Raw genomic sequence first — 19,771 nt, 5'->3', positions numbered from 1 at the left:
GATACGAAAAAGCCCCGCGATTTGCGGGGCTTTTTCTTTGCGGCGGATGTCGCGTACGGCTTACTCGCCCAGCGCCTCGGCCACGAACGCGGGCGTAGACAGCGCGCCCTGGTGGATGCCGGCGTTGTAGTACTTGCTGGCGAAGGTCTTGGCCTGCGCATCGTCCTGACGGAACTCGAAACCGCCGGCCTTGCGCGCCAGGGTGCAGCTCCACCAGCCGGTCGGGTAGCACGGCTGCGGGAACGGCAGGGTCTTGAAGGTCGTAAAGCCCGCCTTGCCCATCTCGGTGCGCATTTCCTGGATCAGCTTGAGCAGCATCAGCGGCGATTCGGACTGCTGGACCAGGATGCCGTCCTCGCGCAGGGCGCGGAAGCAGCTGTCGTAGAAGGCCTTGTTGAACAGGCCTTCGGCCGGGCCGACCGGGTCGGTGGAGTCGACGATGATGATGTCGACGCTGCCGGCCGGGCGGTTGGCCATGTAGGCGATGCCGTCGTCGAACAGCAACTGCGCGCGCGCGTCGGCGTTGCTGTCGCACAGCTCGGGGAACCACTTCTCGGCCATGCGCGTGACTTGTTCGTCGATGTCGCACTGCACCGCCTCGATCACGCCCGGGTGCTTGAGCACCTCGCGCAGGGTGCCGCAGTCGCCGCCGCCGATGATGACCACGTTCTTGGGCGCGGCGTGGGTGAACAGCGCCGGATGCGACATCATCTCGTGATAGAGGAAGTTGTCGCGGGTGGTCAGCATGACCGCGCCGTCGATCAGCATCAGGTTGCCCCAGTCGGTCGTCTCATAGATCTCGATCTTCTGGAACGGCGACTGCACCTCATCGAGTTTGCGGGTGATGCGATAGCCGATGGACGAGCCGGTCGGCTCGAAGTTCTCGTAGTGCCACTTGGCTTCAACAGTCATGCGCTTGCTCCTCTTAAGACGAAATCGCTGGGTCGGCCAGCCAGGGGTTGGGGCGCGGGCGGGCCCGGCCGGCGGCGCCCGGCGAGGCCGGGGCTTGGGGCGCGGATTGTAGCGGACCGATATGAACCTACGTCGCGCGGCGGCCCGGCGGCGCCCGGTTTTGCCGATCCGGCTGCCAAGCCGCGCGTTCGCCGCGCCAATCCGGCCCCCTGCAGGACACGGCCTGTAGAATGCGCCTTCCCCACACTTATCCGGAAAACGCGCCGATGTCCGACTGGTCGCTCGATCAGGCCCGCAAGACCTATTCGATCCCGCATTGGTCCGAAGGCTACTTCGATATCGACGGCGCCGGCCGCATCGTGGTCAAGCCGCGCGGCGAGCGCGGGCCGACCGTGGCGCTGCCGGAGGTGGTCGACGCCGCCCGCGCGGCCGGCGCCAAGCTGCCGGTGCTGGTGCGTTTCCCCGACATCCTCGGCGACCGCCTGGGCAAGCTGCAGAGCGCCTTCGCCCAGGCCATGCAGGACTGGGACTACGCCGGCGGCTACACCGCGGTGTATCCGATCAAGGTCAACCAGCACCAAGGCGTGGCCGGCACCCTGGCCGCGCACGCCGGCGAGGGCTTCGGCCTGGAAGCGGGCAGCAAGCCCGAGCTGATGGCGGTGCTGGCGCTGAGCCGGCCGGGCGGGCTGATCGTCTGCAACGGCTACAAGGACCGCGAGTACATCCGGCTGGCGCTGATCGGGCGCAAGCTGGGGATGGAAACCTACATCGTCGTGGAGAAGCCGTCCGAGCTGCAGCTGGTGTTCGAAGAAGCCAAGGCGCTGGGCGTGAAGCCGGGTCTGGGCGTGCGCATGCGCCTGGCCTCGCTCGGCGCGGGCAAGTGGCAGAACAGCGGCGGCGACAAGGCCAAGTTCGGCCTGAGCCCGCGGCAGGTGCTGGACCTGTGGAAGCAGTTGCGCGACAACGGCCTGCAGGATTGCCTGGGCCTGCTGCATTTCCACATGGGCTCGCAGATTTCCAACGTGCGCGACATCGCCAACGGCATGCGCGAGGCGACGCGCTATTTCGTCGAACTGTCCAAGCTCGGCGCCAACGTGCGCTACATGGACGTCGGCGGCGGCCTGGGCATCGATTACGAAGGCACCCGTTCGCGCAGCTATTGCTCGATCAACTACGGCGTCAATCAATACGCCTCCAACATCGTCCAGCCGCTGGCCGAAGCCTGCCAGGAATACGGCCTGACCCCGCCGCGCGTGGTCACCGAATGCGGCCGCGCGATGACCGCGCACCACGCGGTGCTGGTGGCCAACGTGTCGGAAATCGAGGAGGCGCCGGAAGGCCGGGTGCCGCCGACCCACGACGACGAGCCGGCGGTGATCCGCCATCTGCGCGAGATCCACGACGAACTCGATCAGCGCCCGGCGGTGGAGCTGTTCCATGAGGCCCAGCACCATCACGGCGAAGGCCTGTCGTTGTACGCGCTGGGGCAGATCGATCTGACCCACCGCGCCCGCATCGACGATCTGTTCTACGCCATCGCCCATGCGGTGCGCGCGCGCCTGAACGTCGGCGAGAAGAGCCACCGCGATCTGCTCGACGAACTCAACGAGCGTCTGGTCGACAAGTATTTCGTCAATTTCAGCGTGTTCGAATCGATGCCGGACGTGTGGGCGATCGATCAGGTGTTCCCGATCGCGCCGATCGAGCGGCTGAACGAGGCGCCGGACCGGCGCGGCGTGATCGCCGATCTGACCTGCGATTCCGACGGCAAGGTCGACACCTACGTGGTCGCCGAAGGCATGGACAGCTCGCTGCCGCTGCACGCGCTCAATTCCGGCGAAAGCTACCGGCTGGGTTTCTTCCTGGTCGGCGCGTATCAGGAAATCCTCGGCGACATCCACAACCTGTTCGGCGACACCGATGCGGTGGAAGTGCGGGTCGAGGGCGATGGTTATCGCCTGGCCCAGCAGCGCCGCGGCGACACCACCGACGTGATGCTCGATTACGTGGGCTACAAGCTCGAAGATCTGCGCAGCGCCTACCGCGGCAAAGTCGCGGCGGCGGGCTTGCCGGCCGATGAGGCGCAGCGCCTGAACGAGGCCTTGGAGACCGGTCTGACCGGTTACACCTACCTCAGCGACGCGCCGCTGAGCTGAGGGGCGCCGGATGAATCGCTACCTGGTCATCGCCATGCGTCTGCCGCAGTTCGACACCGATCAGATCGGGCCGCACCGCGAATTCCTCGACGCCCTGCGCGAGCAAGGCCGGCTGGAGCTGGCAGGCGGCTTTTCCGACAAGAGCGGCGGCGCCTACCTGTTGCGCGCCGCCGACCTGGATGAGGCGCGCGCGCTGGCCCTGGCCGACCCGCTGCACCTCACGGGTTCGTCGCGGCTCGACGTGTACGAATGGCAAGCCGCCTGAGGGCTCGCTGACAGTGCCGGGGCCTGGGCCGGCTCACGCGGCCGGCCCGGCGGCGTTGATGGAACGTGGCGGGGCGGCGTCGGGGCCGGATTAACAGGGGTTTGAACCGGGAATTCGAACAGCGGGTTCACGCTCGCGGACGGGGCGGCGCCCGCGTTCGCGGCCGGTTCGCGACGTCGGTCGCGCGAACCGCGCGGCGATGCCGCATCATGCTTGGGTAACACTAGCGCCCGAACGGGCAGAAGGTCGAAATGAAAGTTGGGGTAATCGGTCTGGGAGCGATGGGCGCGCCGATGGCGCGTTATGTCCATAGCAAGGGGCTGCTGACTGCGGTCGGCAACCGCACCCAGGCCAAGGCCGACGCGCTGGCGTCGGAACTGGAAGTGCGCGCGGCGCGTTCGGCGGCGAACTTCGCCGACTGCGACGTGGTGATCCTGTGCGTGTCGCTCGACGCGGACGTGCTGGAAAACGTGGCCGCGTTGGCCGAGGTGCTCAAGCCCGGCGCGATCGTGGTCGATCATTCCACCGTCTCGGTCGAAACCGCGCGACGCGCGGCGGCGATGCTGGCCGTGCACGACATCGGCTTCCTCGACGCGCCGGTGTCCGGCGGCGTGGAAGGCGCGCGCAACGGCAAGCTGTCGATCATGGTCGGCGGCGATGAGGCGCAGTTGGCGCGGGTGAGCGAGGCGATCGGCAGCTACGCCGCCCGCGTCACCCACATGGGCATCACTGGCGCCGGCCAGGCGACCAAGGCGATCAATCAGATTCTGGTCGCCGGCATCAACGAGGCGGTGTGCGAAGGTCTGGCGCTGGGCGAGAAGCTCGGTCTGGAACCGGAGCGCCTGCTGCCGACGCTGATGGCCGGCGCGGCCAGCAACTGGTTCCTCGACAAGCGCGGCGCGAGCATGTTGCGCGACGAATTCGCGCCCGGGTTCAAGTGCCTGCACATGCTCAAGGATTTGCGCATCGTCCAGGGCATCGCCCGCGACAGCGGCATCCGCACCGACACCATCGATCAGGCCGCGGCCGACTATGCCGAACTGATCGAACGCGGTTTCGGCGAGGCCGACACCTCGGCGCTGATCGCGCTCAAGCGCGCGCGCGCGGCGGAGAGCGACGCGGCCTGAGGTCGGAGGTTTGGGCTATGCGAGCGGTCTGGCGATCGCTCGGTAACGGCGGCGTCTGTTAAAGACGTCGCCGTTTTCGTTTGTGGCCGGGTGCCGTCGTTGCGGGCCGGCGCTTTGCCCGGGTTCTGTCGACGCGGTCGCCGCGAGCGGCTCAGCGCATCGACAGCCCGTCGCGCCGTTGCCCGTAGCGCGCGCCCAGCCGTTGACCGATCAGGGCGCCGGCGAACGCCGCGGTCAGGGTCAGGATGATCGCCACGGCGTTGAACTTGAGCGCGCCGACCATCGTGCGCATCGGCAGCGGGCTGTCGGGCAGGGCCATCGAGACCACCGCGAACAGGGTCAGCGCCCACATCAGCACCATCAGCAGCAGCGCGATCCAGCGGAAGTGCGCGCTTTGCGCGATCGCGCCGCCGACGCCCATGGCGATCAGCGCGGCGAACACGTCGATCAGGGGGATCGCGCCGGCGCCGGTATCGATCGCCTGACTCGAATCCAAGCCGAACAGCTTGGTGAAGATTCCGAACAGCAACAACATGGCTGCCGCGCTCAAGCAGCCCAGAAGAATGCGCTTGTCCATCCCATCCCCAACGACTTCTATCAGCCGGCGGAGTCTACTGGCTGGCCGTCGCGGCGCAGGGTGACCGGCGTCGCGCTGTCGCCGCCGGCACGGTCGGAAGGCAGCGTCGGGCCGACGCGCGGTTGCGCGCAATCGTGCGTCCGGGTTGCACGGCGGCGGCCGGGCCGGCGGCGCGGCCGGCGGGAAAAGGGGCAACGAAAAGGCCGGGCTTGCGGCCCGGCCTGGATCGGTTGCTGCACGGCCCGCGGGTTGCGCGGGCCCGATGGCCGTACTGGCGCGGGCGCTTACTGCACCTTGATCGCCATGCCGGGCAGGCCGCCGTCGGCGAGCTTGCGCTTGGCGTCGGACAGGTCGCCGGCGGTGCCGTAAGGCCCCATCCGCACCCGATAGACCGTCTTGCCGCTGATCTTCGCCTCTTCCACCCGTGCGCCCAGGCCGAGCATGGCGATCTTGGCCTTTATTTCCTCGGCCTGGCCGGAGGCCTGGAAGGCGCCGGCCTGGAGCACGTAACTGGCGTTGCTGGCGACCGCTGCCGCCGTCGCCGGGGTGGCCGCAGCCGCGGCCGGGGCGGTCTGCGCCGGGCCCTGGGTCGCGACCACAGTCGGCGGCTTGGGCGTGGCCGAAGTGGCCGGCGGCGTGGCGCTGGCGACTTGCGCCGGCGGCTGCTGGGGTTGCGGAGCGATGGTGTCGACCGGCTTGGGCAGGCTGACCGTGGCCGGCGCGGTGGCGGTGGCGGCCGTTGCGGCGGCGGGCGTCTTCTTCTGCTGGGCGGCACGGCGCTGTTCTTCGGCCGCTTCGGTGGCGGCGATCTCGGCGTCGCTCATCTCCACTTCCTTGCCCGGCAGCAGGTCGTAGAAGGCGTAGTCGCTGCGTTCCTTGTCGGTCTTGGGCTTGGCGCCCTTGCCGTCGGTCGGGTCGGACGCCGGCTTGGCGCCGTTGTTGCCTTCCGGCGCCACCGACTCTTCCTCGGCGGTGGTCGCGGCCGGCTGCGCGTCCGGATTGGGCTGCGGACGGAAGAAGCCGTCGCCGCCGCCGTCGGACTTGAGCAACTTCGGGGCGACCAGGATCACCACCACGCCCAGCAACAGGCCAAGCACGCCCCAGGCCCAGCCGGGCAAGCTCTCGTTGTTCTGGTTGTTGCGCTTGGCCTGCGATTTTCCGCGTCGTGCTGCCACTTACATCACCTCCGGGGCTTGGATCCCCAATAGCTCCAGACCGTTCGCCAACACTTGGCGGGTCGCCATCGCCAGCACCAGCCGCGCGTGGCGGACCGGGGCGTCGTCGACCAGGAACTGGTGATCGTTGTAATACGTCTGGAAGGTCTGCGCCAATTCCAGCAAATACGCCGCGATCTGGTGCGGCTCCAGGTCGCGTCCGGCGGCCGCGACCACGTCGGGATAGCGCAGCAAAGTCACCACCAACTCGTGCGCGGCGACATCGTTCAGGTCCAGCGGCTGGGCCAGGCCGTCGGCCTGGTCGTAGGACAGGCCGCGCTCGGCCAGCTGACGGCTCAGGCCGTGCATGCGCGCATGCGAAACCTGAACGTAGTAGACCGGGTTGTCCATCGATTGCGAACGCGCCAGGTCGATGTCGAAGGTGAGCTGCGAATCGGGCTTGCGCGCGATCAGGAACCAGCGCACCGCGTCGCGGCCGGCTTCTTCGATCAGATCGCGCAGGGTCAGGTAACTGCCGGCGCGCTTGGACAGCTTCACTTCCTCGCCGCCGCGCATCACCGTGACCATCTGGTGCAGCACGTACTCCGGCCAGCCCTTGGGGATGCCGGTGTCCAGCGCCTGCAGGCCGGCGTGCACGCGCGCCAGCGAGCCGTGGTGGTCCGAGCCCAGCTCGGTGATCGCGCGTTCGTAACCGCGCTGCCACTTGCTCAGGTGATAGGCCACGTCCGGCACGAAATAGGTATAGGTGCCGTCGGACTTGCGCATCACCCGGTCTTTGTCGTCGCCGAAGTCGGTCGAGCGCAGCCACAGCGCGCCGCCTTCCTCGTAGGTGTGGCCGTGGGCGACCAGCTCGCGCACGGTCTCCTCGACCTTGTCCTGTTCGTACAGCGCGCTTTCCAGGAAGTACACGTCGAAGCTGACGCCGAACGCGGCCAGATCCTGGTTTTGTTCGCGGCGCAGGTAGGCCACGGCGAACTGGCGGATCGCATCGATGTCGTCGATGTCGCCCTTGCCGGTGACGCTGTGGTTTTCGAACTCGACCGTGGCGCGGTCCAGATAGGCGCGGGCGACGTCGGCGATGTAGTCGCCGTTGTAGGCGTTCTCCGGCCAGCCTTCCATGCCCGGCGCGAGGCCGCGCGCGCGCAGTTGGGTGGAGATCGCCAGATTGTTGATCTGCACGCCGGCGTCGTTGTAGTAGAACTCGCGCGCCACGTCCCAGCCGTTGGCTTCCAGCGCGCGGGCGATGCAGTCGCCGATCACGCCGCCGCGGCCGTGGCCGACGTGCAGCGGGCCGGTCGGGTTGGCCGAGACGTATTCCACCCCGGCGCGGCGGCCGCTGCCGCTGCGGTTGCGGCCGTAGTTGGCGCCGTGGGCGAACACCTCGCCGAGCTGACGGCGCCAGGCGGCTTCGTCGATGGTGAAGTTGATGAAGCCCGGGCCGGCGATTTCGACCTTGCCCAGGTCGGCATTGGCCGGCAGCGCGTCGACCAGCTTCTGCGCGATCTCGCGCGGATTGGCCCGCGCCGGCTTGGCCAGCAGCATCGCGGCGTTGGTCGAGAAGTCGCCCTGACCGCGGTTCTTGGGACGCTCGATCACGTAATCGGGCGTCGGAAGGTCGGCCGGGACGGTGCCGGCGGCGCGCAAGGCGTCGATGGCCTGCGCGACTAGCGCGTTAAGGGTGGCTTTCACGGGAATGTGCGTTTTCGCAGGGCGTTACGGAACCGCGCATTTTACCCGGATCGGCGACGCGTGCGCGGCCGATCCGGCGGGCGCGGGGCGGCGATTTTCGCGGCGTGCGCAATGCGATGCGAAGTCTTGACCCGCGCGGAGATGGTTCGACCCGCGAGGTCGCCGCGAATCCGCGCAACCACCGCCGCCGCATTGGGGCCACGTCCCCGGCCGGGCGCCCGGCCGCCATCAGCCCGTGTCCGGCCTGCATCGACGGGGTTCCCGGCCCATCGCGCTCAAAGCCAACCCCGCTCGGCCATCGACACCGGTTTGCCGTCGCCGACGACGAAGTGATCGAGCAAGCGGATCTCGACCAAGGCCAGCGCCTGCTTCAGCCGCACGGTCACCGTGCGGTCCTCCTGGCTGGGCTCGGCGTTGCCGCTGGGGTGGTTGTGGCCGACGATCACCGCCGCCGCGTTGCGTTGCAAGGCCCGCCGCACCACTTCGCGCGGGTGGACCTCGGCGCCATTGAGGGTGCCCTGGAACATCTCCTCGAAGCCGATCACGCGATGGCGGTTGTTGAGGAACATCGCCGCGAATACCTCGTGCGGCAGCCCGCGCAGACGCTGGGCGAAGTAGCGGCCCGCCGCGTTCGGGTCGGTCAGCGCCGCGCCGCGTTCGAGTTCGGCCATCTGGCAGCGCGCGGCCAGCTCCAGCGCGGCCTTGAGCGTGCAGGCGCGCGCGGTGCCGATGCCGCGCATGCGCATCAGCTTGGCCGGCGGGTGTTCGAGCAAATCCCGCAACGGGCCGTGCTCGGCCAGCAGCGCGCGCGCGGTGCCGACCGCATCGTGGCCGCGCAGGCCCGAGCCGAGGATCAGCGCCAGCAGTTCGGCGTCGGACAACGAGCCGGTGCCGTGGGCGAGGAGTTTTTCGCGCGGCCGCTCCGCGCTGGGCCATTCGTGGATTCTCATGGCCGCATCGTGCAAGCGCGGCCGCCGCGCCGGGGATCGGGGCAGGCCAGGGCATCGGGTAAGCTAGTGGCGCGAATCGGGGTAGGGATTTGCCGGGCGCCGTCGCGATCGCGTCACGCGCCGCATCCGACCCTGCCTCGGCTGCCCCGCGGCACCACCCCGCACTCCGTACCAAGCAACCAGCGAGCCCGGCCGAACATGGCGCAAGACCCAACCCAGCCGCTGCACGCCCAACGCATCCTGCTTTGCGTCTGCGGCGGCATCGCCGCCTACAAGGCCGCCGACCTGGTCCGGCGCCTGCAGGACGCCGGCGCCCAGGTGCGCGTGGCGATGACCGAAAACGCGACCCGCTTCGTCGGCGCGGCGACCTTCCAGGCGCTGTCCGGCCAGCCGGTGCGCACCTCGCTGTGGGACGAAGCCGCCGAGCTGGCGATGGGCCATATCGAACTGGCGCGCTGGGCGCAGCGGATCCTGATCGCGCCGGCCACCGCCGACATGATCGCCAAGCTCGCCCACGGTTTCGCCGACGATCTGATCAGCACCCTGTGCCTGGCCTCGGAAGCGCCGGTGACCGTCGCCCCGGCGATGAACCACCGCATGTGGGGCCACCCGGCCACCCAGGCCAACGTCGCCACCCTGCGCAGCCGCGGGGTGAGCTTCCTCGGCCCGGCCGAGGGCCGCATGGCCGAACCCGAATCCGGCCCCGGCCGCTTGCTGGAGCCGCACCAGATCGTCGCCGCATTGGCGCAGGTGGGCGCATGAGCGGCGCCAGCCTCGCCGGACGTCGGATCGTGGTCAGCGCCGGGCCGACCTTCGAAGACATCGATCCGGTGCGTTTCATCGGCAACCGCAGCAGCGGCAAGATGGGCTTCGCGGTGGCCGAAGCCGCCGCCCGCCGCGGCGCCCAGGTGACCCTGATCGCCGGGCCGGTGTCGCTGGCCACGCCGGCCGGGGTCGAACGCGTGGATGTGCGTTCGGCGCGGCAGATGCGCGAGGCGGTGATCGCCGCGCTGCCGGCCGACGCCTACATCGGCGCGGCCGCGGTCGCCGACTACGCGCCGGCGCAGATCGCCCCGGGCAAGATCAAGAAGAAAGACGAACAGCTCACCCTGCAACTGGTGCGCACGCCCGACATCCTGGCCGAAGTGGCCGTGCACGCGCAGCGCCCGACCCTGGTGGTCGGGTTCGCCGCCGAGACCCACGACGTGGAGTTCTACGCCCGCGGCAAGCTGGAAAAGAAGCGGGTGGACCTGATCGCGGCCAATCGCGTCGGCGTCTCCGGCAGCGGTTTCGAAAGCGACGACAACGCGCTGACCGTGTACTGGGCCGACGGCGAACGCGCGCTCGGCCCGGCGCCCAAGACCCAACTGGCCGATCAACTGCTCGACCTGATCCTCGCGCGCTGGCCGGCCTGAACCGCGCCGCGCGCCGTCCCCGGCCGCGACCGCGCCCGGTCCGGCCCCCGTTTCGGAAGCCCGCATGCATCACACCCTGGAATTGAAGATCCTCGACCCGCGTTTCGGCGGCGAGTGGCCGTTGCCCAGTTACGCCACACCGGCCAGCGCCGGCCTGGACCTGCGCGCGGCGCTGGATCAATCCTTGGTGCTGCACCCGGGCGACGCCGCGCTGGTGCCCTCGGGGCTGGCGATCCACCTGGGCGATCCGACCCTGTGCGCGGTGATCCTGCCGCGCTCGGGCCTGGGCCATAAACACGGCATCGTGCTCGGCAACGGCACCGGTTTGATCGACGCCGATTACCAGGGGCCGCTGCTGATCAGCGTGTGGAACCGCGGCCGCGAGGCTTTTACGATCCAGCCGGGCGACCGGATCGCCCAACTGATGGTGTTGCCGATCGTCCGCGCCAGCTTGCAGGTGGTCGAGGCGTTTCAGAGCAGCGAGCGCGGCGAGGGCGGTTTCGGCCACACCGGCGTGCGTTGAGCGCGGGCCGGCGCCTTGGGGGAGGCGGCTGGCATGCATCGTGCTAGGGATTGGGGGCTGGAATTCGATCGGGTCGGCGCTCGATCCGATTGAGCTCGGCTCCGATCGAAATCCGCGCACCGCGTCGCACGATGCGATCCGCGCGGCGCCGTGAGGCGCAGTCGACGGTACGCGGCGAGCGCGACAAGGCAGACTGGCCGACATCGTCTTGTTGCCGGCGACGAGTTCGGCGACACGAGACAGAACTGGGGAAGGGCTCTGGGTATGGTGGATGTGAAGTTCGAAAAGCCGCAGATCTCTGCGGCGCAACTCAAGCCCGTGTTGTTGCCGGCGGCGTTGCTGTGCGGGGTGCTGGCGCTGTGGATGGGCTGGGCCGGCGTGCAGCAGCACCTGGACGCCTCGCGCCGCAGCGATCTGATGCGCGAGCGCGACGCCGCGATCAGCAGCGCCCACGACGCGCTCGGGGTGGAGCACAAGCGGCTGCGCGAACGCCTGGACGGCGCGCCGATGCAGGCCGCGCTCAAGGCCGGCGACCTCAAGACCGCCGGCGCCGAACTGACCCGCGGCTGGGCCGGCGCCAGCGCCGGGGCGGTGTTGCCGCCGGATCTGAGCCTGGATTACGAGAATCTGCCCAAGAGCGGCTACGGCCGGCTGGGCGCGATGGAAGCGGCGATCGTCGCCGACAAGCCGATGGCGGCGATCGTGCGCGACGGCGGCAAGCAGGTGCTGGCGCTGGCCGCGCCGGCGCGGGTTGGCGATCAATTGGTCGGCGTGGCCTATGTACAGTTGCCGTTGCAGCGGGTCAGCGACGGCGTCGAGAAGGCCGATGTCGACGACACCAGCTACCTGGCCCTGCGCCAGGGCGGCTTCAATGTGGTCGAGCGCGGCGATACCGCGCTCAACAACGGCGCCGAGGCGCTGGCGGCCAAGATCCCGGGCAGCGACCTGCGCGTCGCCGCGGCGGTGCCCGACATCGCCGGCGGCCCGTTCGGAATGGGCGCGCTGCCGTGTTTCGTCGCCGCGGTGCTGCTGGCGGTGCTGGCGTTCGTGCTGATGCGCCTGCGCCATCGCTTCGGCGGCGCCGTCGCGCCGGCGCAGGACGAAGGTCCGGTTCAGACGCTGGCTGAGACCATGCTCGCTTCCCCCCTGGAAACGAGCGGAAACTTGAGCGAAAACACCACTTCCAGTACCGGGCCTCGCGCCGTGGCCATCGACAGCGGCATCTTCCGCGCCTACGACATCCGCGGCGTGGTCGGTGAGACCTTGGACCCCGGCGTGGCCCAGCTGATCGGCCATGCCATCGGCTCGGTGATGCACGATCAGGGCCTGACCGAAATCGTGGTCGGCCGCGACGGCCGCCTGTCCGGCCCGGCGATGATCGAAGGCCTGGTCGCGGGCTTGCGCAAGGCCGGCCGCAACGTCATCGACATCGGCATGGCGCCGACCCCGGTGATCTATTTCGGCGCCTACCACCTGCGCGCCGGTTCCTGCGTGTCGGTCACCGGCAGCCACAATCCGCCGGACTACAACGGGTTCAAGATCGTGGTCGGCGGCGAGACCCTGTCGGGCGCCACCATCACCGATCTGTACCAGCGCATCGCCAGCGGCCGTCTGCACACCGCCGCCGAGCCGGGCACGCTGAGCTCGCGCGACATCTCCGAGGACTACGTCCAGCGGATCGCCTCCGACATCCAGATCGACCGTCCGCTCAAGGTGGTGGTTGACGCCGGCAACGGCGTGGCCGGCGACATCGGCCCGCGTGTGCTGGCGGCGATCGGCGCCGAGGTCACCCCGCTGTTCTGCGAGATCGACGGCGAGTTCCCCAATCACCATCCCGACCCGAGCGAGCCGCACAACCTGGCCGACGTGATCAAGATGGTCGCGCGCCTGGACGCCGACGTCGGCGTGGCCTTCGACGGCGACGGCGACCGCCTCGGCGTGGTCACCCGCGACGGCAACAACATCTTCCCCGACCGCCTGCTGATGCTGTTCGCCGCCGACGTGCTCGAGCGCAACCCGGGCGCGATGATCATCTACGACGTCAAGTGCACCGGCCGCCTGCCGGGCCACATCCTGCGCCATGGCGGCAGCCCGTTGATGTGGAAGACCGGACATTCGCTGATCAAGGCCAAGATGCGCGAGACCGACGCGGAGCTGGCCGGCGAGATGAGCGGCCACTTCTTCTTCAAGGAGCGCTGGTACGGGTTCGACGACGGCATCTACGCGGCCGCGCGCTTGCTGGAGATCCTCGCCGCCCAGCCGCAGACCCCGACCGAGACCCTCAACGCGTTGCCCAACGGCGTGTCGACCGCCGAGATCAAGGTCAACGCGCCCGACGGCGACCCGCACAGCTTCGTCGAACGCTTCCGCAACGAAGCGCAGTTCGAGGGCGCGCGCCTGTCGACCATCGACGGCCTGCGCGTGGACTTCCCCGACGGTTGGGGCCTGGTGCGCGCATCCAACACCACGCCGGTGCTGGTGATGCGTTTCGACGCCGACAGCCACGAGGCGATGGAGCGGATCCAGGCGGCGTTCCGCGCGCAGTTGCATGCGATCAAGCCGGATTTGACCTTGCCGTTCTGAGGCGGGGGCGATCGGCGCATGCGAAAACGCCGCGGCTCGCCGCGGCGTTTTTTTATGGGGGCGGTGGGCTGAGGTTCCCGCCAAGCCCGTGGTCCGCGGCTTCAGCGCGCTCCCACCAGGACGTCATTCCCGCGCAGGCGGGCTCCGCTTTACTTCGGCGGAGCCGAACATCCAGAGCCAAGAGCCTTCAGCGCGATCTCCCCAGCACGTCATTCCCGCGAAGGCGGGCTCCGCTTTACTTCGGCGGAGCCGAACATCCAGAGCCTCAGCGCCATCCCTCCAGTCCGTCATTCCCGCGAACGCGGGAATCCAGCGACTTCAAACGTTCTCGCACGAAAGGCCCTGGATTCCCGCCTTCGCGGGAATGACGGTAGGAGAGGGCGATCTCGGTTCGAGGTTCCGAAGCCTCATGGTCGCAAAGGCACAAAGCCGCAAAGGCTCAAAGCCGAGTCCTAAGGCCTCAAAGCTAAAGGCCTCAAGGCGAAAAGCCTCAACCCTGCCCAGCCCGCCCCGACTTCAACGCGTGATACCGCTCCAACGCCGTAGCCAAATCCTGGTCGGCGGTGCTGCGCTCAAGCAACTGCTGCTTGAGCGACTCCTGCTGATGCAGCAGCTCATCGTGCTGGTTGCGGATGCTGGCGGCCAACACCTTGCTCACCGGCTTGTTGCCCAACTCGGCTTCGCCGGCCTTGCGCAGCAGGCTCAGCAGCGTCTGCCGGCGGCCTTCGATCCCCAACCGCGAGGCCTTGACCGTCTCTTCCAGCAGCACGATCCGCTCCTGGAACGAATTGCGCAGGTCTTGTTCGGTCGCATACGACTCGGCCATGGCGTGATCGCGGCGCTTGCGCGCTTCCTCGGCCAGGGCTTCGCGGCGCGCGGCGCGTTCGGCTTCCTGCGCGGCCACGCGTTCCTCGGCGGTCAGCGCGCGGTCGACCCGGGCGGTGGCCAGGCCGCTCTTGGCGCTGATCTCGGTGCGCGCGCTGTCCACCGCGTGCGCGGGCAGGGCGTCGCCGCAGACTTTGCGGCCGCCTTCGTTCCAGCAATACAGCTTCTTGCCGCCGGGGGCGGCGTCCTGGGCGAGCGCGAGCGGCGCGGCGAGGGCGAGCAGCACCGCGCCGGCCATCAGAGTGTGAAGTGCTTTCATATCGCGTTCTCGCCGGCAAACCGAAGGTTCTGTCGGCAAGGCATGAAGCAAGAGTCGGGCCATGGTCTGCCTCCTCTACGTGCGATACATCACAATTCGATACGGGTTAACGCCACACGGTTGGATCCGCGCGACCGGCGGTGCGCCGCGCCCTCAACCTTCCGCGCCGCGACCGTAGGCCGAACGGTAGGCTAGCAGCCGTTCGCGCTGGTTGGAAAACTCCGCGCTTTCGCCGGTGAAACCGAGCAGGTCGTCGAGGGTGGCGATCGCGATCACCGGAAGACGATGTTCGATTGCGACACTTTCTGCCGCCGAGCGTCGGGATTGTGCAGGGTCCACGGCTTCCTGCCGGTCCAGCGCGATGACGATGCCGGCCACGCTGCCGCCGGCGTCGCCGATCAGGCCCAGTGCTTCGCGGATCGCGGTGCCGGCGGTGATCACGTCGTCGACGATCAACACCCGGCGCCCGGCCAGCGGCGCGCCGATCAGCTGGCCGCCCTCGCCGTGGCTCTTGGCTTCCTTGCGATTGAACGCCAGCGGCAGGTCGCGGCCGCGGCGCGCGTACTCGCAGCCCAGCGCGGTGGCCAGTGGGATGCCTTTGTAGGCCGGGCCGAACAACAGGTCGAAGTCCAGGCCGTGGGCATCGACCGCATCGGCGTAGCAACTGGCCAGGCCGGCCACCGCGGCGCCGGAGTCGAAGCGTCCGGCATTGAAGAAGTACGGGCTGACCCGGCCGGACTTGAGGGTGAACTCGCCGAAACGCAGGGCGTCGGCCTTGAGCGCGAGTTGCAGGAAGCGGGTGCGGTGGTCGGTCATGGCTGGACAAGCTCGGGGGAAGAGGGGGACGGCTGCAGCCGCAGCAGCATCAGATGCTGCGGGCCGGACGGACCGCCGTGGTACAGCTCGCCGGTGTCGACGAAGCCGACCTTGAGATACACGCCATACGCCGAGGGGTTCTGCACGTTGACGGTCAGTGCCAGCAGGCGGCGCTCGGGATAGCGGCGGCGCAGGTCCTCCACGCAGGCGAGCATCGCCGCCTTGCCGTAGCCGCGGCCTTGCTCGCGCTGGTCGATCGCGTACGCGCGCAGGCCGACGCTGGGTTCGCCCAGCGCGCGCCCGGCGATGGCCTCGACGCTGAAGTCCAGCCGGTAGAACCCGACCACGCGCTCGCCGGCCAGCACCGCCATGGCTTCGCTGTTGGGATCCAGCCGGGTCTGGTCGAGGTTGTAGGAGGTGTCGCCGACGAACCGCAACTGCTCCGGCGCGACCTGCAGCGCGCGCACCGCCGGCGCCAGCATCGGCGAGACCACGCTCACGCTCACCGGCGCTGCGATGGAGGAGGGGGCCCGAGCCGGGCTGTCGGTCGTTACGGTCATGTCCGGCATGATACCCGGCGCCCGGCCATTGCTATGATCGTGCGCACTTCGTGCCCCGGAGCGTGCATGCGCATCATCAGTTTCAACGCCAACGGCCTGCGCTCGGCGGCGACCAAAGGTTTCTTCGACTGGTTCAAAACCCAGAACGCCGACGTGCTGTGCGTGCAGGAGACCAAGGCCCAGGAGCATCAGCTCACCGGCCCCGCGTTTCTGCCCGACGGTTATCGCGCCTACTTCCGCGACGCGATCACCAAGAAGGGTTACAGCGGCGTGGCGATCTACGCCAAGCGCGAGCCCGATGAGGTGCGCACCGCGTTGGGCTGGGCGCCGTTCGACGACGAAGGCCGCTACATCGAGGCGCGCTTCGGCAACCTCAGCGTGGTCTCGTTCTATATCCCGTCCGGTTCCTCCGGCGAGCTGCGCCAGGGCTTCAAGTTCGAAGTCATGGAGTGGCTCAAGCCGATCCTGGACCAGTGGGCGGCCAGCGGCCGCCAGTACGTGCTGTGCGGCGACTGGAACATCGTGCGCAGCCGCCTGGACATCAAGAACTGGACCAGCAACCAGAAGAACTCCGGCTGCCTGCCGCCCGAGCGCGACTGGCTCAACGGCCTGTGCGCCGACGACAGCGGCTGGGTCGACACCTACCGCGCGCTGCGGCCCGACGCCCAGGACTACACCTGGTGGAGCAACCGCGGCGCCGCGCGCGCCAACGACGTGGGTTGGCGGATCGACTACCAGCTCGCCACCGCCAACCTGCGCGACAAGTTGCGCGGCTGTTCGATCCTGAAAGACCCGCGGTTCTCCGACCACGCGCCGTTCAGCGTCGACTATGACCTCTGACGCCGGCCTGCCGGCGGCGAGCGCGCCGGTCAAACCGGCGCGCACCGGCTGGCGCCTGGTGCTGGCCAATCTGCGCGAGCCCAAAGTCCTGGTGATGCTGGCGCTGGGCTTCAGCTCGGGCATTCCGATCTATCTGGTCGGCAACACCCTGGGCTATTGGATGCGCGAGGACGGCATCCAGCTGTCGACCATCGGCGTGTTGTCCTGGGTCGGTCTGGCGTATTCGCTGAAGTTCCTGTGGGCGCCGCTGATCGACAAGCTCGACGCGCCGCTGTTCGGCCGCTGGCTGGGCCGGCGCCGCGGCTGGATGTTGCTGTCGCAGTTGGTGGTGGCGGCGGCGCTGATCGCGATGGCGATGGTGGAGCCGCACCAGGGCCAGTTGCGCCTGGGCTCGACGGTGCTCGATCAGCTGTCGGTGTTCGGCGTTTTGGCGCTGGTGGTGGCGTTCGCTTCGTCCACCCAGGACATCGTCATCGACGCCTGGCGCATCGAAAGCGCCACCAGCGCCGAGCAGCAAGGCCTGCTGACCTCGACCGCGACCCTGGGTTATCGCGGCGCGCTGCTGGTCACCGATTCGTTGATCCTGATCCTGGCCGCGCACATCGGCTGGGCGCTGTCCTACGACATCATGGCCTTGCTGATGGGCGTGGGCGTGCTGGCGGTGCTGGCCGCGCGCGAGCCGCCGGCCAGCGTATTGGCCGCGGCGGCGCCGCATCCGGCCTTGTTCACCGCCAAGGGATTGTTCGATGCGGTGATCGGCCCGTTCGTGGCGTTCTTCCGCCAGCATGGCCGCTGGGCGCTGCTGATTCTGCTGACCATCAGCCTGTACCGCCTGCCCGACTTCCTGATGGGGCCGATGAACAACCCGTTCTATGCCGACCTGGGCCTGGACAAGGAATTCGTCGGCAAGGTGCGCGGCTCGGTCGGCCTGATCGCGACCCTGCTCGGGGTCGCCGGTGCCGGCCTGAGCGCGGTGCGCTTCGGTTTCATCGCCACCCTGATCGCCGGCGCGGTGCTCGGCCCGGGCTCGAACCTGGCCTTCGCCTACCTGGCCCTGCACGGCAACGACGCCAACGTGTTCGCCGCGGCGATGGTGATCGACAACTTCTGCAACGGCTATGTCGGCGTGGCCTTGATCGGCTACATGTCCAGCCTGACCAACGCCGGCTACACCGCCACCCAGTACGCCCTGCTGAGCTCGTTCTATGCCTTGCTCGGCAAGATGCTCAAGGGCCTGTCCGGCTTCGCGATCGAGTACCTGCAGCACGGCCGCAGCCTGCTGGAGGCGTATTCGCTGTTCTTCGTCGCCACCGCGCTGGTCGGTATTCCGGCGCTGCTGCTGTGCATAGTGCTGGCCGTGCGCCAGCCGCCGCTGGTACAGTCCGCGCCTGGTTGAACCTGCCGCTCGCAGGGGCGCCTGCGGTCCGCGGGCGTGAGCGGTCAATGACGTAGCTGAACGCGTTTTCGCCACTTTTGTGTTGCGAACGACACGCGAACGGTGCAATTTGCTAGCCAGTGACCGACATCATCCTGCACAACCTGGACCCCGTACTTTCCGACCGCTTGCGCCGGGTCGCGGAGACGCGCGGCTGGAGTTTGCAGCGCACCGCCCTGCATTTGCTCGAGAGCGGGTTGTTCGTGGTCGAGTCGGAAATGGTCGGGCGTTTCAACGACCACGACTCCGGCGCCCTGCAGGAAGCCATCGCCGCGCTGGAGGGCATTCCCAGCGACCCGGGCTTTTCCCTGATCGGCCGCGCCGAGCCGCGCGAGGCGCCGGTGAAGCCGGTGACGGGCCCGGACCTGAGCGGTCTGGAGCTGCTGGAAGAATTCCGCCCGCGCAACGGTTCGGGCTGAGCCGTCCCGCGCTGAACTTGGCGGCGGCGCCTTACACCGCCGGATGCAGCGTGCCCAGCACCCGCAAACCGCGCGCTCCGGTCACGCTGGGCAGGTTGCCCGGCAGCCCGGCCACGGTTTGCCTCGCCAGCCAGGCGAAACCCATGGCTTCGACGAAGTCCGGATCCAGCCCGTAAGCCGCGGTCGATTCGATGACCACGCCGGGCAACTGCGCGGCCAACCGGTCGAGCAGGCCGCGGTTGCGCACCCCGCCGCCGCAGGCCAACACCCGCCGGGTCGCCGGCTGATGCGCGCGCAGCGCCTGGGCGATGGTGACCGCGCTGAGTTCCAGCAGCGTCGCCTGCACGTCCTGCGGCCGTTCGCCGCCGCTCAGGCGCGCATCGACCCAATCCAGGTGGAACTGCTCGCGCCCGGTGCTCTTGGGCGGCGGCTGCGCGAACCAGGGTTCGTCCAGCAACCGCGCCAGCAGCGCCGGGTCGATCCGGCCCTGCGCGGCGAAGGCGCCGTCGGCGTCGAACGGCTGGCCCAGGTGGCGCAGCGCCCAGGCGTCCATCAAACAGTTGGCCGGGCCGGTGTCGAAGCCGCGCACCTCGCCGCGCGCCGGCAGCAGGGTGAAGTTGGCGATGCCGCCCAGGTTCAGCGCGGCCCGGTCTTCGCTGTCGGAGTGCAACAGCGCGGCGTGGAAGGCCGGCATCAGCGGCGCGCCGTGTCCGCCGGCGGCGACATCGCGGCGGCGGAAATCGGCGGCGGTGGCGATGCCGCTGCGTTCGGCGATGACCGCGCCGTCGCCGATTTGCCAGGTAAACGGGTGGCGCCCATCGAAGCCGGCCCCGGCCGGGCGATGGCGGATGGTCTGCCCGTGCGAACCGATCGCGGCGACCTCGCTGGCGGCGACTCCGGCTTCCTCGATCAACGCGCGCGCCGCATCGGCGAAGGCTTCGGCGACCTGGATATCGAGCGTGCCCAGCTCCTCCAGCGAACGCGCGTCGCCGCCTTGGCCGAGCGCGACCAGGCGCTCGCGCAGCCCTTCGTCCCACGCGTAGGTGCGGCCGAGCAGCAACTCGCAGCGGGTGGGCGCGCCGGCCTGGAAGCGCACCAGCGCGGCGTCGATGCCGTCGGCGGAAGTGCCTGAGATCAATCCCAGGTACAGGCCGGCAGCGGGTCGGGGCGAAGCGTTCTCGGTCA

At 69.0% G+C, this 19,771-nt stretch carries 19 protein-coding genes; 10 read left to right on the top strand and 9 right to left on the bottom strand.

Annotation, left to right across the window (positions count from 1 at the left end):
* Positions 1 to 60: 60 nt before the first annotated feature.
* Positions 61 to 912 carry a polyamine aminopropyltransferase gene (speE, locus tag V7787_RS47935; RefSeq protein ID WP_336094733.1) on the bottom strand — a complete coding sequence of 284 codons (852 nt, stop codon included), beginning with the start codon at positions 910 to 912 and terminating at the stop codon, positions 61 to 63.
* Between the two features lie 230 nt (positions 913 to 1,142).
* Here speE and speA point away from each other — a divergent pair, with 230 nt between their 5' ends.
* The 3 genes from speA (at position 1,143) to V7787_RS47920 (ending at position 4,460) form a co-directional block, all read left to right on the top strand.
* On the top strand, positions 1,143 to 3,068 hold the full coding sequence (speA, locus tag V7787_RS47930; RefSeq protein ID WP_336094732.1) for an arginine decarboxylase: 1,926 nt from the start codon (positions 1,143 to 1,145) through the stop codon (positions 3,066 to 3,068).
* 10 nt (positions 3,069 to 3,078) lie between these two features.
* Positions 3,079 to 3,333 carry a YciI family protein gene (locus tag V7787_RS47925; RefSeq protein ID WP_336094731.1) on the top strand — a complete coding sequence of 85 codons (255 nt, stop codon included), beginning with the start codon at positions 3,079 to 3,081 and terminating at the stop codon, positions 3,331 to 3,333.
* 251 nt (positions 3,334 to 3,584) lie between these two features.
* Complete coding sequence (locus tag V7787_RS47920) at positions 3,585 to 4,460, top strand: NAD(P)-dependent oxidoreductase (RefSeq protein ID WP_336094730.1); 876 nt, start codon at positions 3,585 to 3,587, stop codon at positions 4,458 to 4,460.
* Between the two features lie 151 nt (positions 4,461 to 4,611).
* Here the strand turns inward: V7787_RS47920 and V7787_RS47915 are convergent, their stop codons facing one another.
* The 4 genes from V7787_RS47915 to radC form a co-directional block, all read right to left on the bottom strand.
* A complete protein-coding gene (locus V7787_RS47915) occupies positions 4,612 to 5,037 on the bottom strand; it encodes a hypothetical protein (RefSeq protein WP_336094729.1) in 426 nt (141 codons plus the stop codon).
* A gap of 284 nt (positions 5,038 to 5,321) precedes the next feature.
* Positions 5,322 to 6,212: an SPOR domain-containing protein gene (locus V7787_RS47910; protein WP_336094728.1), complete on the bottom strand. Its 891-nt coding sequence runs from the start codon at positions 6,210 to 6,212 to the stop codon at positions 5,322 to 5,324.
* Complete coding sequence (argS, locus tag V7787_RS47905; RefSeq protein ID WP_336094727.1) at positions 6,213 to 7,901, bottom strand: arginine--tRNA ligase; 1,689 nt, start codon at positions 7,899 to 7,901, stop codon at positions 6,213 to 6,215.
* 275 nt (positions 7,902 to 8,176) lie between these two features.
* Positions 8,177 to 8,851 carry a RadC family protein gene (gene radC, locus V7787_RS47900; protein WP_336094726.1) on the bottom strand — a complete coding sequence of 225 codons (675 nt, stop codon included), beginning with the start codon at positions 8,849 to 8,851 and terminating at the stop codon, positions 8,177 to 8,179.
* 198 nt (positions 8,852 to 9,049) lie between these two features.
* Here radC and V7787_RS47895 point away from each other — a divergent pair, with 198 nt between their 5' ends.
* From V7787_RS47895 to V7787_RS47880, 4 genes are all read left to right on the top strand, one after another.
* Positions 9,050 to 9,613: a flavoprotein gene (locus V7787_RS47895; protein ID WP_336094725.1), complete on the top strand. Its 564-nt coding sequence runs from the start codon at positions 9,050 to 9,052 to the stop codon at positions 9,611 to 9,613.
* Positions 9,610 to 10,266: a bifunctional phosphopantothenoylcysteine decarboxylase/phosphopantothenate--cysteine ligase CoaBC gene (gene coaBC, locus V7787_RS47890; RefSeq protein WP_336094724.1), complete on the top strand. Its 657-nt coding sequence runs from the start codon at positions 9,610 to 9,612 to the stop codon at positions 10,264 to 10,266. Before V7787_RS47895 ends, coaBC begins: the two co-directional genes overlap by 4 nt.
* A 64-nt stretch (positions 10,267 to 10,330) precedes the next feature.
* Positions 10,331 to 10,789 (top strand): dUTP diphosphatase, encoded by a 459-nt coding sequence (dut, locus tag V7787_RS47885; protein WP_336094723.1) that lies wholly within the window; start codon positions 10,331 to 10,333, stop codon positions 10,787 to 10,789.
* 264 nt (positions 10,790 to 11,053) lie between these two features.
* On the top strand, positions 11,054 to 13,372 hold the full coding sequence (locus tag V7787_RS47880; RefSeq protein WP_336094722.1) for a phosphomannomutase/phosphoglucomutase: 2,319 nt from the start codon (positions 11,054 to 11,056) through the stop codon (positions 13,370 to 13,372).
* 490 nt (positions 13,373 to 13,862) lie between these two features.
* Here V7787_RS47880 and V7787_RS47875 read toward each other — a convergent pair whose 3' ends face one another.
* The 3 genes from V7787_RS47875 to V7787_RS47865 form a co-directional block, all read right to left on the bottom strand.
* Positions 13,863 to 14,516, bottom strand: coding sequence for a hypothetical protein (locus V7787_RS47875; protein WP_336094721.1), 654 nt, complete (start codon positions 14,514 to 14,516; stop codon positions 13,863 to 13,865).
* Positions 14,517 to 14,669: 153 nt separating this feature from the next.
* Positions 14,670 to 15,332 (bottom strand): orotate phosphoribosyltransferase, encoded by a 663-nt coding sequence (gene pyrE, locus V7787_RS47870; protein WP_336094720.1) that lies wholly within the window; start codon positions 15,330 to 15,332, stop codon positions 14,670 to 14,672.
* Entirely contained in the window at positions 15,329 to 15,892 is a 564-nt protein-coding gene (locus V7787_RS47865) for a GNAT family N-acetyltransferase (protein WP_336094719.1), read from the bottom strand. Before V7787_RS47865 ends, pyrE begins: the two co-directional genes overlap by 4 nt.
* 66 nt (positions 15,893 to 15,958) lie before the next feature.
* Between V7787_RS47865 and V7787_RS47860 the strand changes: the two genes are divergently transcribed.
* The 3 genes from V7787_RS47860 to V7787_RS47850 all read left to right on the top strand — a co-directional run bounded on the left by V7787_RS47860 (position 15,959) and on the right by V7787_RS47850 (position 18,586).
* A complete protein-coding gene (locus tag V7787_RS47860; RefSeq protein ID WP_336094718.1) occupies positions 15,959 to 16,732 on the top strand; it encodes an exodeoxyribonuclease III in 774 nt (257 codons plus the stop codon).
* Positions 16,722 to 18,128 carry an AmpG family muropeptide MFS transporter gene (locus tag V7787_RS47855; RefSeq protein ID WP_336094717.1) on the top strand — a complete coding sequence of 469 codons (1,407 nt, stop codon included), beginning with the start codon at positions 16,722 to 16,724 and terminating at the stop codon, positions 18,126 to 18,128. Before V7787_RS47860 ends, V7787_RS47855 begins: the two co-directional genes overlap by 11 nt.
* Before the next feature lie 119 nt (positions 18,129 to 18,247).
* Positions 18,248 to 18,586 (top strand): hypothetical protein, encoded by a 339-nt coding sequence (locus V7787_RS47850; RefSeq protein WP_336094716.1) that lies wholly within the window; start codon positions 18,248 to 18,250, stop codon positions 18,584 to 18,586.
* Between the two features lie 31 nt (positions 18,587 to 18,617).
* On the opposite strand, the gene V7787_RS47845 is transcribed toward V7787_RS47850, so the two are convergent.
* A complete protein-coding gene (locus V7787_RS47845; RefSeq protein WP_336094734.1) occupies positions 18,618 to 19,724 on the bottom strand; it encodes an anhydro-N-acetylmuramic acid kinase in 1,107 nt (368 codons plus the stop codon).
* Positions 19,725 to 19,771: the final 47 nt, after the last annotated feature.

The organism is Pseudomonas sp. CGJS7 (assembly GCF_036961695.1).
The sequence above is the reverse complement of the archived record's forward strand: the minus strand, read 5'-3'. Positions and strand labels throughout refer to the sequence as shown.